At 60.7% G+C, this 15,143-nt stretch carries 16 protein-coding genes and 2 pseudogenes; 10 read left to right on the forward strand and 8 right to left on the reverse strand.

Going from position 1 to position 15,143, the window contains the following annotated elements:
• The first annotated feature begins 3 nt into the window (after window positions 1-3).
• On the forward strand, window positions 4-627 hold the full coding sequence (locus KHO49_RS00845) for a lysophospholipid acyltransferase family protein (protein ID WP_102881377.1): 624 nt from the start codon (window positions 4-6) through the stop codon (window positions 625-627).
• A 1-nt stretch (window position 628) separates the two neighbouring features.
• Entirely contained in the window at window positions 629-1,561 is a 933-nt protein-coding gene (locus KHO49_RS00850) for a phosphatidate cytidylyltransferase (protein WP_102881378.1), read from the forward strand.
• A gap of 75 nt (window positions 1,562-1,636) precedes the next feature.
• On the opposite strand, the gene KHO49_RS00855 is transcribed toward KHO49_RS00850, so the two are convergent.
• Window positions 1,637-2,110, reverse strand: a complete 474-nt coding sequence (locus KHO49_RS00855) for an Lrp/AsnC family transcriptional regulator (RefSeq protein ID WP_011064366.1) — start codon at window positions 2,108-2,110, stop codon at window positions 1,637-1,639.
• 160 nt (window positions 2,111-2,270) lie between these two features.
• Between KHO49_RS00855 and KHO49_RS00860 the strand changes: the two genes are divergently transcribed.
• Window positions 2,271-2,885 carry a LysE family translocator gene (locus KHO49_RS00860; protein ID WP_222933553.1) on the forward strand — a complete coding sequence of 205 codons (615 nt, stop codon included), beginning with the start codon at window positions 2,271-2,273 and terminating at the stop codon, window positions 2,883-2,885.
• A gap of 206 nt (window positions 2,886-3,091) precedes the next feature.
• Here KHO49_RS00860 and KHO49_RS00865 read toward each other — a convergent pair whose 3' ends face one another.
• The 7 genes and pseudogenes from KHO49_RS00865 to KHO49_RS00895 form a co-directional block, all read right to left on the reverse strand.
• A complete protein-coding gene (locus KHO49_RS00865) occupies window positions 3,092-5,227 on the reverse strand; it encodes a hypothetical protein (RefSeq protein WP_213664482.1) in 2,136 nt (711 codons plus the stop codon).
• On the reverse strand, window positions 5,214-6,416 hold the full coding sequence (locus KHO49_RS00870) for a DUF3142 domain-containing protein (protein ID WP_213664483.1): 1,203 nt from the start codon (window positions 6,414-6,416) through the stop codon (window positions 5,214-5,216). Before KHO49_RS00870 ends, KHO49_RS00865 begins: the two co-directional genes overlap by 14 nt.
• Before the next feature lie 156 nt (window positions 6,417-6,572).
• Window positions 6,573-7,448 (reverse strand): annotated as a pseudogene (locus tag KHO49_RS00875) (FAD-binding oxidoreductase); the annotation flags it as partial.
• Window positions 7,449-7,473: 25 nt separating this feature from the next.
• On the reverse strand, window positions 7,474-8,103 hold the full coding sequence (locus KHO49_RS00880) for a glutathione S-transferase family protein (protein ID WP_110594511.1): 630 nt from the start codon (window positions 8,101-8,103) through the stop codon (window positions 7,474-7,476).
• Between the two features lie 125 nt (window positions 8,104-8,228).
• The gene (locus KHO49_RS00885; protein WP_102881384.1) at window positions 8,229-9,131 is read right to left on the reverse strand and encodes a LysR family transcriptional regulator; all 903 of its coding nucleotides are present in this window, start codon (window positions 9,129-9,131) and stop codon (window positions 8,229-8,231) included.
• 70 nt (window positions 9,132-9,201) lie between these two features.
• Window positions 9,202-9,522 (reverse strand): hypothetical protein, encoded by a 321-nt coding sequence (locus tag KHO49_RS00890; RefSeq protein WP_102862408.1) that lies wholly within the window; start codon window positions 9,520-9,522, stop codon window positions 9,202-9,204.
• Window positions 9,523-9,599: 77 nt separating this feature from the next.
• A pseudogene (locus KHO49_RS00895) lies at window positions 9,600-10,036 on the reverse strand (transposase); the annotation flags it as partial.
• A gap of 442 nt (window positions 10,037-10,478) precedes the next feature.
• Between KHO49_RS00895 and KHO49_RS00900 the strand changes: the two are divergent.
• The 7 genes from KHO49_RS00900 (at window position 10,479) to KHO49_RS00930 (ending at window position 15,143) form a co-directional block, all read left to right on the forward strand.
• Complete coding sequence (locus KHO49_RS00900; protein WP_123390259.1) at window positions 10,479-11,255, forward strand: ABC transporter permease; 777 nt, start codon at window positions 10,479-10,481, stop codon at window positions 11,253-11,255.
• Window positions 11,252-11,956: an ABC transporter ATP-binding protein gene (locus KHO49_RS00905; protein WP_123390148.1), complete on the forward strand. Its 705-nt coding sequence runs from the start codon at window positions 11,252-11,254 to the stop codon at window positions 11,954-11,956. Before KHO49_RS00900 ends, KHO49_RS00905 begins: the two co-directional genes overlap by 4 nt.
• 71 nt (window positions 11,957-12,027) lie before the next feature.
• Window positions 12,028-12,789, forward strand: coding sequence for a glycosyltransferase family 2 protein (locus KHO49_RS00910; protein ID WP_123390150.1), 762 nt, complete (start codon window positions 12,028-12,030; stop codon window positions 12,787-12,789).
• A gap of 1 nt (window position 12,790) precedes the next feature.
• On the forward strand, window positions 12,791-13,414 hold the full coding sequence (locus KHO49_RS00915; protein WP_123390152.1) for a PI-PLC domain-containing protein: 624 nt from the start codon (window positions 12,791-12,793) through the stop codon (window positions 13,412-13,414).
• A gap of 24 nt (window positions 13,415-13,438) precedes the next feature.
• Window positions 13,439-14,086 carry an HAD family hydrolase gene (locus KHO49_RS00920; protein WP_123390154.1) on the forward strand — a complete coding sequence of 216 codons (648 nt, stop codon included), beginning with the start codon at window positions 13,439-13,441 and terminating at the stop codon, window positions 14,084-14,086.
• On the forward strand, window positions 14,083-14,820 hold the full coding sequence (locus KHO49_RS00925; RefSeq protein WP_123390156.1) for a glycosyltransferase family 2 protein: 738 nt from the start codon (window positions 14,083-14,085) through the stop codon (window positions 14,818-14,820). The genes KHO49_RS00920 and KHO49_RS00925 overlap by 4 nt, the downstream gene beginning before the upstream one ends.
• Window positions 14,817-15,143: a cupin domain-containing protein gene (locus tag KHO49_RS00930; protein WP_123390158.1), complete on the forward strand. Its 327-nt coding sequence runs from the start codon at window positions 14,817-14,819 to the stop codon at window positions 15,141-15,143. The genes KHO49_RS00925 and KHO49_RS00930 overlap by 4 nt, the downstream gene beginning before the upstream one ends.

Consider the following 15,143-nt stretch of genomic DNA (forward strand, 5'->3'; position numbering starts at 1 on the left):
CCCATGTTCGAACCCCTGGTTGCCAACCTCATCACCTCCGCCGCCCGCAGCATCACTGGCGCCCGCAGCCTGTGGCTCGGCTCCGCGCCGCGACCGGTGCAGCGGATCTACTTCGCCAACCACAGTAGCCACGGCGACTTCGTGCTGCTCTGGGCCTCGCTGCCGCCGGCCCTGCGCAAACTGACCCGGCCCGTGGCCGGTGCCGACTACTGGCACAAAAGCGCCCTGCGCCGCTACATCATCAACCGGGTGTTCAACGGCGTGCTGATCGACCGCGAGCGCAAGGAGGCTGTGGATAACAACCCGCTGCAGCCGATGCTCGATGCCCTGGACAACGGCGACTCGCTGATCATCTTTCCGGAGGGCACGCGCAACCTGGAAGACGGCCTGCTGCCGTTCAAGAGCGGGATCTACCACCTGGCCAAACGTTATCCACAGGTGGAGGTGATTCCGGTGTGGATCGCCAACCTCAACCGGGTCATGCCCAAGGGTCGCTTCCTGCCCCTGCCCCTGCTGTGCACCACCAGCTTCGGTGCGCCACTGACCCTGGAAGAGGATGAAAGCAAGGAACACTTTCTCGAACGCAGCCGCGCCGCGCTGCTGGCCATGGCTCCGGAGCACAGCTGAAATGGATAAGCAGACCCTGATGTTGTTCGGCGGCATCGGCGCCATTCTGGTGCTGGCCTCGCTGATCGGTTTCATCCTCAAGTGGCGCACCCGCGGCGCACCCAACCCGGTGATCGACAACCTCAATGCGCGGATCAATGCCTGGTGGGTGATGGTGCTGGTGATCGGCATCGCCTTCTGGCTCGGCACGGCGGCGGTGATCCTGCTGTTCTACGCGGTGTCGTTCTACGCCCTGCGCGAATTCCTCACCCTGACCCCGACCCGGCGCAGCGACTACCCGGCCCTGGTGGCGGCCTTCTACCTGGCTCTGCCCCTGCAGTACCTGCTGATCTACTCCGACTGGTACGGATTGTTCTCGATCTTCATCCCGGTCTACGTCTTCCTGCTGCTGCCGATCCTGGCGTCCCTGGGGGGCGACAGCACGCACTTTCTGGAACGCGCCTCCAAGGTTCAGTGGGGGCTGATGATCGCGGTGTTCTGCGTGTCCTTCGTGCCAGCCCTGCTGACCCTGGACATCGCCGGCTACGAAGGCCGCAACCTGCTGCTGATCGCCTATCTGGTGATCGTGGTGCAGCTCTCGGATGTGCTGCAGTACGTCTGTGGAAAACTCTTCGGCAAACGCAAGATCGCCCCCAACCTGTCACCGTCCAAGACCGTCGAGGGCTTTGTCGGCGGCATCCTCCTGGCGTCCTTGATCGGTGGCGCGCTGTTCTGGATCACCCCGTTCAACATCTGGCAGTCGTTCCTGATCGCCCTGCTGATCAACCTGCTGGGCTTTGCCGGCGGCATCGTCATGTCCGCGATCAAGCGCGATCGCGGGGTCAAGGACTGGGGACACATGATCGAGGGCCACGGCGGCATGCTCGATCGCCTGGATTCGGTGTGCTTCGCCGCGCCGATCTTCTTCCACCTGGTGCGCTACTGGTGGACCTGAGACAGGTCCACCAGTAGCGGGTTTGCGCCCGCTACGCGGTCATGCGCGAACAAACGCCCCGGCCAGCGCTGTTGATCACCCCGGTAGATGCCCCAACGGCAGGGGCCCCGGGGTTTTCACCGTATGAATGGCGAAGTTACTGCGGATGTCGCTGACCCCGGGGATCTTCAGCAAGTGGCCAGTGAGGAAACGGTCGTAACCGCGCAGATCCGGGACCACCACCTGCAGCAGGAAGTCCGATTCGCCGGAGACCAGGAACGCCGAGATCACTTCCGGCAACTGCAACACCGCCTGGCGGAAGGCTTCGGCCTCGGCGTCGTTGTGCCGTTCCACCTTGACCCCGACGAACACCGTCAGCCCCAGCCCCACTTCATCCCGGTCCAGGGTCGCCTGGTAGCCACGGATCACCCCCGCCTCTTCCAGCATGCGCACCCGGCGCAAACAGGGTGACGGCGACAGGCCGATCTCCTCGGCCAGTTGCACATTGCTCAGGCGGCCGTCGCGCTGCAGGGCGGCGAGGATCTTGCGGTCGTAGGCATCGAGTTTCATGTTTGGCATATCCGGATGGTCATTCCATTGAAAGCTGGAAGATTATGCCAATTTCCGCCGTCTTGCTGGTTGATTACGCAAGCACCTGCCCGCCCCTGTGGCCCTAAACTGGGCGCACCGACTCGACAACGAATGGGGGTGCAAGGTGGCGCAACTGTGGATGTATTTCCTGGCTCTGGCAGTGGTCTACCTGCTGCCCGGGCCTGACATGATCCTGCTGCTGCAGACCGGTGCCCGCCAGGGCAAGGCCCAGGCGCTGGCCACGGCCCTGGGGCTGGCTGTCTCCCGCGGCTGTCATGTGGCCCTGGCCGCCCTGGGCCTGGCGGCGCTGTTCAAGGCCGCGCCCTGGACCTTCGACGTGGTACGCCTGGCGGGCGCCGCCTACCTGCTGTGGATCGGTATCCAGTGCCTGCGGGCCAACCTGCTGCCCAACCTCGACAGCGCCGGCACGGCGGCCACGCCCCTGCGCTGGCGTCAGGCGATCCAGCGCGGCCTGCTGACCAACCTGCTGAACCCCAAGGCATTGCTGTTCTGCTCGGTGCTGCTGCCGCAGTTCATCGATCCCCAGGCCGGCGCGGTAGCCCCCCAATTCGTCACCCTGGGTGTGTTGCTGGTAGCGGTGGGCGGGCTGTTCGACTGCTGCTACGCCCTGGCCGGTGCCGGGCTGGGCCGCTGGATGCAGCGCAGCCCCTCGGCGCAACGTTTGCAGCAATGGCTGTTCGGCAGCCTGCTGATCGGCTTTGCCTTGCGCCTGACCTTCGTCCAGCAGGCCTGACGGGCCCAAGGATCGCCGCCACTTCGATCTCTGCTACACCGATCTCTGTAGCCGCTGCTGAGCCATAGCGAAGCTGCGAAAAGGCCCAAAGGGCCTTGCCTGGCAATCTCCCGACAGCATGCGCACGCCCCAACAATCGCCGCGACCGCTGCGTCGGAGTGCCGCCCAGCTCGTTCGCAGCCTGCGGCAGCGGCTACAGGTCTTGTTTAGGCCTTTTGGACGCGGCGGCGCCACAGCCAATAGGCAGCCCCGAGCACCACGCCGGCCCCCGCCCCCGTCGCCAGCTTGTGCTCGCTCATCGCCGTGCGCGAGGCCGACAGCCACTGGGTCAGGTAGCGCTTGTTGGCGCTGCCGAAGTCCGGCTCCTGGCAGTTCATGCCAAAGTTGCCGGCCCACTCCACAAAGGGACCGTTTTCCACGTAGCGCCGGTAGTAGGTGATCTCCGCATCGCTGCCCCGGGTCCAGCGCGCCGCCTTGCACAGCACCGCGGCATAGGCCTGGCTGGTGTGAGGCAGGAAGTCCGCGGCCTGGTTGCCCAGTTCCCCGGCCAGGTAGCGGTAGTGGTAACGCACGTCGGGCGCGGCGGTGGTGGCTTGCTGACGCTGCACTTCATCGGCGCTGACAAAGGGCCCGGCCTGCACCGGCGGGATCTCCAGGCTGTAGCTGCCCCAGAGGCTGTGATAGTCCGGGCCCATTTCGTAACCCAGGATCTCCATGCCCGAGGCACGGGCCAGCTTGCCGGCCTGGTAATAGGCCTCGGCCCGGCGCGTGGGCAACCAGGCCGACTCGGCGCTGCGCCGGTACTCACCGTAAGCCTTGGCGATGGCCTGGCGCTCCGGGCTGTCGAAGTAGCCCCAACCCTCTTCGTAGCGGCCTTCGCGCAGCAGGCGCCGGCCGAGCAATTCGCGCACCTGGGCGGCAATCGGCAGGGTTTCGTAGTAGGCGTCCGGCTGCTTGGGCGTCGGCGGCGGTGCGGGCACCTGGGTATCGACGAACTGCTTGAGTTCATCCAGGGTCAGCACCCGCTCCGCCACAGTGGCTGCGTCGTGCCAGTAGATGTCGCCGCTGCGGTAGAGCAGCTCGAAGGCTTGCACGTAGTCGCCACGATCCAGGGCCAGCAGGGCGCTTTCGCCTTCGACCCGGCAACCGGGCTTGAGGTCTTCGTAATTGCCGTCGTAATCACCGCGAAAGCCCCAGCTCTCGTCTCGGGGGAAGGCCGCGGCGGCCTTGGCGTATGCGGCGGCAGCAGCCACCTTGTCGCCATCACGCAGGGCCATCTTGGCCCGCAACCACCAGGCCAGGCCGCCATCGCCGGCATGCTCGAGCAAGCGCTGGGCGGTGGCGAAATCGCCATTCTGATAATTCAGCGCCGCCAGCCGGTCGGCGTTGTCGAAGCTGCCCGCAGTGCCCTGGCTCAGCAGCTTGATCAGTTTCACCTCCGACTCGGGCCGCTCGCCAAAGGACCAGGCCTGGTGCGAGATCAAGGAGGCGGTGAGCAAGCGGGCTACGGAAGGATGCTTGAGCTGCTCCAGCAATTGCGCGTCCGGCAGGCCGCTCAGTTCGCCCACCACCTGCTTCAGGGAGCTGTAGCCGACCTCCGAACCCAGCTGGTTCTGGATGGCATACAGATCGATGGCCTGGCTCCAGTCGTTCTGATCCTTGAGGATGCGGGCCTCCTCCCCCAGGCTGGCGACGCCCAGGCTCAAGGGGTCGCTGAAGGCGTCGATGCTCAGCTGACGGGTCTGGGCGAACGCCTGGCGCGCCGACTGGCGCATGTCGCGCCGGCCCTGATCGTCCAGCTCGTTGGCTTGCTCGCTGATAAAGGACAGGGCCCGCCCCAGGGAATAGGCCGCCCAGGTACTGCGCAGGGCGCGTTGCTCGGCGGGCAGCGCCAGTACCTTGCGGAAATACTCCGCCGCCAACTCATGATCCCCGGCGCTGAAGGCCACGGCGCCCGCGGTGTAGAGGTTGATCTCCAGCGGCAGGCTGGCCCCTTGTTGCTCCGCCACGCGTGCGTCATTGAGCTTGCGCAGCTGGCCGACCAGGGTTTGCTGAGCCTGGTCCAGCCCTTGCTGTTCGGCCCAGTTGCGCTCTTGCACCGAATAGCTGTCAGGCAGGCTGTAATCGACACTGAAGCCATTCTTGGCGACCGGCATGAGCCCGACGATGGGCTGACCCAGGCGGCTGATCTCGAACTGGAAACTACCTTCGGGCAGCTGCGCCAGCGTCTGTGGGCGGTCGTCCAGCAGGCGCATGGGGAAAGTCGGTCCGCAGGCCAGGGCCGGAGCCAGGGGCAGGCACAGGCTCAGGCACAGCAGGTGACGGGATCTAGGGACGAACATGCGCAGCTCCTTGGTCAATTTTTGTACAGCGGGCCCAGCCCACGGCGCGGCTGGCACCTGCGGCCAGGCGGCCGCTCTGTTGCCGGGTCAACCGCAGTTGGCCGTCGCGCAGCTGCGCGGCATAGCCGCCCAGCCCGTCGAATCCGTCGCATTGGGCAACGGCCAGGGTCAGTTGTTCAGGCAAGGGCTGATCGAGGTTGCCCGCGTTGCTCAAGCGGATGTCGAACAGGCCGTCCTGTTCCTCCAGGCGGATGCCCAGTTGGCCGGCCAGGGCATCGCCCCGGGCCACCGCCCGCAGGGTCTCCAGGCTCCAGGCCCGCACATCGCCCTTGAGGGGCAGGCGAAACCAGATCAGGCCGGCCAGGTGCGGCGGCGGGTCGTTGCGCAGGGTTCTGGCCAACTGGCTCAGTTGCTCGGGGTCGGCCATCAGCTCCTGGCGCTGACCGCGCCGTCGCAGCGGCGCCTCGCTTTCCACCAGGGGCGCGCCTTCGGCAGCGGGGAGCAAGGCGACGCCGTAGGCGGGCAAGGCCAGATAGAAGGGTTTGTCGCTGATGCGCGCCCAACGCCCGGCCCACTGTTCGGCTTGTCGTGGGTCGAACAGGCCCTGCCGAGGATCACTCACGGCGTGCACCTGCAGCACGCTGCTGTCGACCTTGGCCAGCAGGCCCGGCAACTCGCGACTGTCGAGCCAGGCCGGCAAGGCGGTGATGCTCAGGGCCAGGTGGCTCGGCAGTACAGCCCGCAAGCGCTCAAGCAGCTTGGCGTAGGCGGGCAATCGCGCGCTGCCGGCATCGTGGTCGATCTCGATCCCGGTCAGGGTCAGGCCCTGCTCCTGCCAGTCCGTCAGCAGTTGTTGGACCTGACGGATGATCTCGTCCTGATCCAGGGACGGCAGTTGCCCGTCGAGGCGGATCACCGCGATCAGTGGACGAGCATCCTGCTTGAGCAAGGCGGCGTCGATCCGTGCGCGGCTCCAGCCGGCCTGTGGAAAAGCCTGCAGGGCCAGGACCCGGGCTGTGGAAAAGTCGGCCCGGGAACCGGCCAGAGCGTCGGCGTGGGCGGGCGTCCACTGCCGTTGCCAGATGTAGAGTTGTTGATCCAGAGGGGGGGCGTCTTCGTGGCGGCAGGCGCTGAGCAGCACCGGGCAAAGCAATAGGGCGAAGAGGCGGAGCAAGACCCGGGGCAGCATGAATCGTTGATTCCCTTTAACGCAACAAAGCCCCGGCGTACCGGGCGCTCTGCAGATGATCAACCTTGAGATCGCGCCAGCCTACGCAGGGCCGCGGCTGGCGGCAATCGCTGGCGAGGACTTTTTTCTGCAGGCGCCCAGGGCCCGTTACAAGCCCCGCAGGGACAGGGCTGCCGGCCGCCGCACCAGCCGCTCCACGGTAAAGCGCCACACGCGCTCAGCCCCCTGAAAGGTGCTGACCAGCGGGCCGTCTAAGATGATCTCGGTGCGCCCACTGAGTTGCAGCAACTCGCCACTGTGAAAGTCGATGAACAGCAAACCCGCCCGGGGATTGAGCAGCAGGTTGCCCAAGGTATTGAAATGCAGGTTGCCGGCGAAATCCGGGATGGTCAGGCAGTTGCCTTCGACCCGAACGAACCCGGCCGGGCCGCCACGATGGGAGACATCTACCGCACGCTGGCCCTCCACATCGACATAGCTGGCGACGAAGAAGGTATCGGCGGCGCCGATCAGGGCCCGGGCCGCCGGGTCCAGGTCCTGTCGGTGCTGGGCCGGGCGGCTGGCCGGATCGCTCAAGGGCACCCGCTGCAGATCGCGCAACTGGATGTAGCGCGGGCAGTTGCCAAACGACTGCTGCACCCTGAGGCAAAAGCCTCGGCTATCGAGCTCGCCGATATGACCGTTGAGACGATTGCGTCGCCGGGTATGCAGTTCGATCCCCAACAGGCCCAGGGCCGCACCTTCCTGCAACTGCAGCGGATCATCGGCGGCCGGCAGGCTGGCAAGGCGCAGCAGGTTGGCTTGCGGGGCCTGGGCAAAACCGGGCGGACCTTCAAGCAGGCTCGCCCAGGGATCGCCGTGGTCATCCACCGCGCCCACCAGAATGAACGGCAGTTGTCCGAAGAACTGCTGGTGCTGCTCGGGCATGGCCGGACGGATGACTTTGGCGCCGAAGGCTTCCATGCGCTCGGCCACCCCTGCCTGGATCTGCAATTGCCGTTCGCCGGCATGCCAAGGTGAATGCGTGCTCATGTGGTGGCCTCCGCAGAGTGGCTCTTCAGGCGCTTTTCAAACCCGCCGCCGTGGATGGCATGGGGACAAAGCCGGGCAAGGCTTCAATACGCTGCAGCCAGGCCCGTACATGGGGGTAAGCGTCCAGGGACACGTTGCCTTCCGGGGCATGGGCGATGTAGCTGTAGCCCGCGACATCGGCAATGGTCGCCTGCTGCCCTACCAGGAAGGGCCGGCTCGCCAGCTCCTGATCCATGATCTTGAGCAGCGCGTGGGCACGGGCGATGACTTCCTCGGCATTGAACGAGGCGCCAAACACCGTGATCAACCGCGCCGCCGCCGGTCCAAAGGCGATCTGCCCCGCCGCCACCGACAGCCAGCGCTGCACCTGGGCCGCGCCCACCGGATCGCTGGGCAACCAGCGGCCCTGACCATAACGCTGGGCCAGATACACCAGGATCGCATTGGAATCGGCCAGCACCACGCCCTGGTCATCGATCACCGGCACTTGGCCAAAGACGTTGAGGGCGAGGAAGTCCGCCTGCTTGTGGGCCCCCTTGGCCAGGTCGACAAAGATGGTTTCGCTGGGCAGGTCCAGCAGGGACAGCATCAGCTCGACCCGATGGGCATGCCCGGAACGGGGAAAGTTGTAGAACTTGATCGGCAGCAGGGACATGGTCGACTCCGCGAACGAGGCGCGGTCGAAGTGCCGCGCTGGGAGCCCCATCTTGATCCCTGGGAAAAAACAACAGAATCACCAGAAATCGCAATCCATCCTTTCATCCAGCGCAACAACGCTGATCAAGGATTGAGCGATGGATGCTCACGCAGGGCCTGTACGGCGAAGTCGACAAAGCTGCGCACCCGCGCCGGCGCCTTGCGCCCGCCCTGGTACACCACATGGATCGGCAAGGGCGCCAGCTCGAAGGCCTGGAGGACAATTTCCAACTGCCCCGCCGCGACCTGGTCGGCAACCTGATAGGACAGCACCCGGGTCAGGCCCAACCCCAGGCAGGCAGCGCTGATGGCTGCCTGGTTGGCACTCACCAGCAACCGCGGCTCGGGCCGAATGCTCAGGGGCCGACCGGCATCGTTGAACTGCCAGTTGCGCGCCTGGCCCACGGACGACGGCGCGATCACCGGCGCCTGGCGCAGGTCATCGGGATGCTGGGGACGGCCGTGGACGGCAAGAAACTCCGGCGCGGCGCAGACAACGCGGCGCACTTCGCCGACTCGGACGCTGTGCTGGCCACTGTCGGGCAACTCACCAATGCGTATCGCCACATCAATGCCCTCCTCCACCATGCTCGCCACCCGGTCCAGCAGCAGGGCGTTGACGCTGACCTGTGGATAACGTTGCAGGTAGCGCACCAGCAGCGGAGTGACGAAGAGGTCACCGAACAGCACCGGCGCAGTCAGGGTCAATTGGCCCCGGGGCTGGGCGTGGATGCCGGCGGCCGAAGCCTCGGCGTCCTGGACCTCGGCCAGAATGCGCCGGCAATCCTCCAGATAGCCTTGCCCGGCTTCACTCAGGTGCACGCTGCGAGTGGTGCGGATCAACAACTGAGTACCGATGCGCTGCTCCAGCGCGGCGACGGCGCGGGTCACACTGGCGGCCGACAGACTCAGGCGCCGAGCGGCAGCAGCGAAGCCTTGCTCCTGAGCGACGCAAACGAACACCTGCATTTCCTGGAACCTGTCCATGCCCTACCTCAGCTGCCGGCGCCTGCCCGGTGAGCGCCGCGAGCCAGCAGCATAATCCAGGGCTCCGGCTTCAGGGGATACACCAGGTGCCGACATCGTGCCGATCGAATCCCGGGCACGGGTTGTTCTTGGCAATCAGCCGGTAGGGCTGATCTTCGGCGTAGGAAAAATAGAAGTAATAGTGCCGATCCTCCCCGTACAGCCAATAGGAAGAAGAACCCTGATTAATCAGGGTCGGCTCGAAGGTCCAGATGGAGGATTCGGCGGGAATGAAGTTGGCCCGATCCTTCAGCAGCAACAGGCTGTTGGACAGCACCGGGGTCAGCCCGCCCAGCAGCAGGACAACCAGCATCAGGACCAGCGTCCATCCATAAATCAAACGCAGTTTCATAAGCTCTCCGGCCGTATCGACACCAGTAAAGTCCTGGCAGCTTAGCCTTACATCAACTGGCGGGATTTCCCGTCACATGCACGAGGTTCCGGGATCAGCCCTGACAGCCGACCATTTTCTTTCACTCGATCAGAAACAGGTTTGTGTAGCCATTGATAGAGCCCGGCACGAGTAATTTGCAAACCCCGACATAGCGTAGTGATATCGGTGCTCGTTCATAAAACGATATTTCACTCGGGTTCCTTGGTGGAAGTACCGCGCTGCTTTTTAACATGTCGCGCTCAACTTCCAAGCGCCGCACTTGGGCTCGCCGCCGCAAAATCTCGCTTTTTGTTTCGAGCAGTTCGCTGGTCTGTTTCTCGGTTTTGTCAGGCTTCGCGGCTTTGACCCACTTGTAAAGGCTGTGAGTCGAAACGCCAAGGCGATCGGCTGTTTCCGCAATGGAACATGCGCGCTCAATGACTTGCCTGACGGCTTCTGCCTTGAATTCCGGCGTAAATCGTTGGGTGTTCATGACTCCTTTCTATGCTCAAAGCATAGGCTGGAGATGTCTACGATGCAGCGGGCAGTCCATTTCAGGCAAAGAGGTGTCTACGCGATTCACCCTAACCCGAGCACACATACGGTCAGACAGTAGCACTGTAATCCCTTGCTCCAGATCTCCATCCGCAGCGAGCATCTTCAAAATCAGTTATAGTAGCACCGAAATTTGCAACGCACCTCTCAACCGGAGTTAAGGACGACCCGTCTCGTAATGATCCGCCTCACTTACAGCGTCAGTCATTTCAGCAAACAACCTCGTGTTGTCAAACTCCTACTGTTCGTGCATGACTAGATTAGTAAATCTCTGAGAAAGTCCCCATTTCGCGGAGCCGCCACCATGTAGCCCACAGGGTTGCAGGGGCTTATTTCTCAAGAGCTAGCTTTTGCAGATCATCCTTAAGGCTTTTAGCACTATGCTGATTCATAGATTTATTGATTTATTCAAGTGGCGAGACCTAGTGTTCAATCTTGTCGCGAAGGAAATCAAGATTCGCTACATGGGGGCAGCATTAGGCTTTGCATGGTCACTAGGTAACCCCCTCGTCGTCACCCTCACCTACTACATGGTGTTTACCTATATCCTGCCGAGCAATCAGGACAGATTCGCCTTGCATCTTGTGACTGGGATTGTCCACTGGATGCTCTTCAGTCAAATCATCCTGCAAAGTAGCGATTGGCTTATTGGCAACAATGGTTTGATTCGCAAGCTTAGCTTCCCCCGGATATTGCTACCACTGTCAGGCGCCCTAACTGTCAGCACGTTCTGGCTGGTGGCTATTGCTGTCTATGCAGCTCTCTACAGGCTCCTAGGCGGTTACCCGGGTATTGCGTTGCTGTGGTACCCCTTGGTGTTAATCCCCTATGTCCTTATGACTATGGGTCTTGCCTTGGCCATCAGTGTTCTGCAAATCACTTGGCGCGACATCAAGCATGTCACCGAGGTATTTGTCCCTCTTCTGTTCTGGCTCACACCTATCGTTTGGGTTACCGCGGCACTGCCGCACGATATAGCTCAGATCGTTTCATTTAATCCGCTGGCACCTTTCTTCAATAGCTTCGCGGCGATTTTGCACGATGGCGTGCAGCCCTCATTGCGCGATCTCGCCCTCTGCTGGGGGATCGGGCTGAGTTCGATCATCGCCGGGCTACTGGTGTTTAAGCGTGCAGACAAAGTGGTCGAACTTCTATGAACAAGATCATCCTCAACGTTGAAAGCCTGGTCAAGGATTTCACCATCCGTCACAATCACGGCGGCATGAAGCACAAGCTTGCCGGGCTATTTAATCCGCGCTTCCAAGAGCGCATCGAAACGCTCCGCGCCGTAAACGACGTATCCTTCACCCTATGCAGGGGCGAATCACTTTCCCTGATCGGGCACAACGGCTCAGGCAAGAGCACCCTACTACAACTGGTTAGTGGGATTCTGCTGCCCACAAGCGGGTCGGTTCAGTCTTATGGGCGGATTGCACCTCTCATCGAGCTGGGCGTTGGCTTTCATCCCGAGCTGACCGGAGAGGAGAACATCTACCTGAATGCCAGCCTCTATGGCCTGACCAACAAACAAACCCGCTCTCGCTTCAATGACATCGCTGATTTCTCCGGCCTCGGAGACTTCATCGATACGCCCGTCAAAAACTACTCATCAGGCATGTACATGCGCCTAGGCTTCTCTGTGGCAGTGCATGTCGATCCGCAGATTCTACTTGCCGACGAGGTGCTGGCTGTAGGGGACCAAGACTTTCAAGACAAGTGCTACAAGCGAATTCGCGACATGCAAGATGACGGCATGGCTTTGATTCTGGTGACTCATTCGAAAGAGCAGGGTCAGCGGTTCTGCCAGCGGTATCTGCAGCTTCAAAAGGGGCGCGTTATCGACGAAGGCCGCTTCTAGCGCCCGGCAGTCGACCGAAGCTACAAAGACACGCCACCTGGCAAACACATAGACCAACTAGAGGTTACTCTATGCTCCAAATTATCGTTCCTATGGCTGGAGCCGGCAGCCGTTTCGCTGTAGCAGGCTATAAAGACCCCAAGCCGCTTATCCCGGTGCATGGCGTGCCGATGATCAAGGTTGTTATCGACAATCTGACCCCCAAGCGTGCTCACAAATTCATTTTTATCTGTCAGGCAGCGCACGTTGAGGCATATGGTCTGCGCGAGAAGCTCGGCGCCTGGGCTCCCGGCTGCGAGCTCGTTGAGCTCAACGGTGTAACCGAGGGTGCAGCCTGCACTGTTCATGCAGCTAAGGCCCTGATCGACAACGAACATCCGGTAATGATCGCCAATAGCGACCAGTTCGTTGACCTTAATATCGACGACTACTTGGCCGCCATGGACGCTGCAGCAGCGGATGGCATCATCATGACAATGAAGGCGGATGACCCTAAGTGGTCCTTTGTTGGCTTCAATGAAATAGGCACCATCAATCGCGTCGTCGAGAAAGAAGTTATCTCTGATGAAGCGACAGTTGGAGTTTACAACTTCCGCACCGGCCACCAGCTTATTTCTGCCATCGAGCGAATGTTCGAGAAAAAGTTGCGCGTCAATGGCGAGTTCTATGTCGCCCCGGCCTACAACGAAATTATCAATCAAGGTGCCCGCGTGATTCATTACACCGTTGGTTCCGAAGGTCACGGTATGTATGGCCTTGGCATCCCGGCCGACCTTGACTACTTCCTTGCCCAGCCTATCAGCCTGCAGGCAACTGCTGGGAAGGCTCGCTGATATGGAAATCATTAGCCATAGGGGCTACTGGCTGGAACTGCATGAACGTAATCAGCCCGTCGCTTTCCATCGTTCTTTCGACTTGGGGTTTGGTACTGAAACCGATGTTCGCGACTGCGCTGGACGCCTTCTGATCTCCCATGACATGCCTGCGGGCGATGAAATGAGCCTGGATGATCTACTGGACATCATGGGGAATCGGAATTTGCCGCTTGCGATCAACATCAAGGCAGACGGCCTAGCCAAGACTATTGCAGCCAAATTCCGCGAACGAGGCCATACTAACTGGTTTGTCTTCGACATGTCAGTGCCTGACATGCGCAGCTATCTCGTTGAGGGCGTCAGCACCTATACGCGACACAGTGATGTCGAGCCTTCTCCAGCCTGGCTGGAGCAGTGCGCGGGTGTTTGGCTTGATCATTTTGATTCGGGTTACCACCCGAATTGTGAAATCGTCAAGCACCTAAACCAAGGAAAAAAGGTTTGCGTGGTTTCACCTGAACTACATGGCCGTGATGTTACCCACGCTTGGGATTCGCTACATCTGCTCAATGATTTACTTGGGCTCACGCTTTGCACCGACAGGCCGGAGCAGGCTAATGCGTTTTTCAGCAAGGCCCGTTGAGCGGCCATTCGTAAGGGATAAACGATGATTAAAGCTGTTATTTTCGATATGGATGGCGTCCTCATCGAAGCCAAAGATTGGCACTATGACGCCCTGAACAAGGCACTGAATCTGTTTGGCTACAACATCAGCCGCCATGACCACCTAACCAGTTATGACGGCTTACCGACTGCACATAAGCTGGAAATGCTGAGCGTTGAGCATGGGCTCCCGAAAGCTCTACATCACTTCATCAACGAGATGAAGCAGGCCTACACGATGGAAATCGTATACGCCCAGTGCAAACCCACATTCGTCCACCAGTACGCTCTCTCATCTCTGAAAAATCTGGGCTACAAGCTGGCAGTGGCCTCCAACTCGATCCGAAATACGGTTGAGGTCATGATGGAGAAATCGTGCCTGGATCAGTACCTGGATCTGAAGCTGTCCAACCAAGACGTTGCCAAAGGCAAGCCCTTTCCGGATATCTACATTAAGGCAATTCAGGATCTCGGCATGCAGCCCCACCAATGCCTCATTGTTGAAGATAACGAGAACGGCATTCGTGCGGCTCGAGCATCGGGTGCCCATGTCTTGGAAGTCGCGGAGACCTCGGATGTCAATCTGGACAACATCCTCAACAAGATCGCCGAAATCAACACCCAACAGGCTGCTAAGGAGAATGCCCAGTGAACGCGACCCGTAACATCGTCATCTTGGCTGGGACGAAGGCCGATGAAGTTCGCCCGAATGGGGAGTTCCCACATTACTTGAGTGAGGCTGATGGCGTCCCGCTCCTCCAGTCCCTGGTCGATAAGTGCGCCAACCTCAATCCCACGAAAATCATCTGCATGCTGCCAAATGCAGATATGAGCAAGTACCACCTGCGCAACATGGTTACGCAGATGCACCCTGCAGCTGTTGCACATCCCGTTCATGACACCACCAAAGGTGCTGCCTGTACGGCACTGCTCGCCAGCGAAATTATCGACTCAGATTGCGAGCTGGTAATCCTCAGTGCCAACGAGATCCTGGATGTCTCCTTCGAGACGATAGTGAATCAATTCCGCACTCAAGGGCGAGACGCTGGCGTTGTTATTTTCAAGTCGTTGCACCCGCGATACGCCTTCGTACGCCTCACTGATGCAGGAGACGTGGTGGAGGCAGCGGAGAAGAATCCGATTAGCCCGCACGCTGTCGCCGGCATGTATTGGTTCACGAGCGGAGCAATGTTCGTCGAAGCGGTGAAGAACATGATCCGCAAGGATGCCAAGGTCAACGACTTCTTCTACATCGCTCCTGCGCTTAATGAGCTGATCCTGCTGCACAAGAAAATAGGCTCCTACCGTGTAGAACCGAACCAATACCGGCCGCTCAAAAGCCAGTCTCAAATCCAAGCCTATGAAGTGCAGGGGAGTCGCGTATGAATACCACCAAGCTGGGCGATATGGTCAAGGGCTGGTTCGTTGGAGGCTTCAAACCAACAGCGTTTAGCACTGAAGCCTGTGAGGTTGGCGTCAAAACCTATAAAGCCGGCGACAACGAAGCTGCCCATTACCACAAGATCGCAACAGAGGTAACGCTGGTCCTGTCAGGCACCGTGTCCATGCGTGACCAGACCTGGAGCGAGGGCGACATTATCGTTCTCAAACCGGGTGACATTACGGCTTTCGAGGCCATAACCGATGCAACGACTGTAGTAGTAAAGGTACCTGGCGCACTTGATGACAAGTACGTTGTTGGCGAATAA

It is taken from the genome of Pseudomonas sp. RC4D1 (assembly GCF_018390395.1).
GTDB lineage: Bacteria > Pseudomonadota > Gammaproteobacteria > Pseudomonadales > Pseudomonadaceae > Aquipseudomonas > Aquipseudomonas danubii.

Excerpts from the sequence above, each read along its gene's own strand:
- KHO49_RS00860 (WP_222933553.1), top strand. The coding sequence starts at position 2,271 with ATGTATTTCCTGGCTCTGGCAGTGGTCTACCTGCTGCCCGGGCCTGAC.
- KHO49_RS00855 (WP_011064366.1), bottom strand. The coding sequence starts at position 2,110 with ATGAAACTCGATGCCTACGACCGCAAGATCCTCGCCGCCCTGCAGCGC.
- KHO49_RS00845 (WP_102881377.1), top strand. The coding sequence starts at position 4 with ATGTTCGAACCCCTGGTTGCCAACCTCATCACCTCCGCCGCCCGCAGC.
- KHO49_RS00850 (WP_102881378.1), top strand. The coding sequence starts at position 629 with ATGGATAAGCAGACCCTGATGTTGTTCGGCGGCATCGGCGCCATTCTG.
- KHO49_RS00905 (WP_123390148.1), top strand. The coding sequence starts at position 11,252 with ATGAACAAGATCATCCTCAACGTTGAAAGCCTGGTCAAGGATTTCACC.
- KHO49_RS00915 (WP_123390152.1), top strand. The coding sequence starts at position 12,791 with ATGGAAATCATTAGCCATAGGGGCTACTGGCTGGAACTGCATGAACGT.
- KHO49_RS00930 (WP_123390158.1), top strand. The coding sequence starts at position 14,817 with ATGAATACCACCAAGCTGGGCGATATGGTCAAGGGCTGGTTCGTTGGA.
- KHO49_RS00865 (WP_213664482.1), bottom strand. The coding sequence starts at position 5,227 with ATGTTCGTCCCTAGATCCCGTCACCTGCTGTGCCTGAGCCTGTGCCTG.
- KHO49_RS00890 (WP_102862408.1), bottom strand. The coding sequence starts at position 9,522 with ATGAAACTGCGTTTGATTTATGGATGGACGCTGGTCCTGATGCTGGTT.
- KHO49_RS00910 (WP_123390150.1), top strand. The coding sequence starts at position 12,028 with ATGCTCCAAATTATCGTTCCTATGGCTGGAGCCGGCAGCCGTTTCGCT.
- KHO49_RS00880 (WP_110594511.1), bottom strand. The coding sequence starts at position 8,103 with ATGTCCCTGCTGCCGATCAAGTTCTACAACTTTCCCCGTTCCGGGCAT.
- KHO49_RS00920 (WP_123390154.1), top strand. The coding sequence starts at position 13,439 with ATGATTAAAGCTGTTATTTTCGATATGGATGGCGTCCTCATCGAAGCC.
- KHO49_RS00885 (WP_102881384.1), bottom strand. The coding sequence starts at position 9,131 with ATGGACAGGTTCCAGGAAATGCAGGTGTTCGTTTGCGTCGCTCAGGAG.
- KHO49_RS00870 (WP_213664483.1), bottom strand. The coding sequence starts at position 6,416 with ATGCTGCCCCGGGTCTTGCTCCGCCTCTTCGCCCTATTGCTTTGCCCG.
- KHO49_RS00900 (WP_123390259.1), top strand. The coding sequence starts at position 10,479 with ATGCTGATTCATAGATTTATTGATTTATTCAAGTGGCGAGACCTAGTG.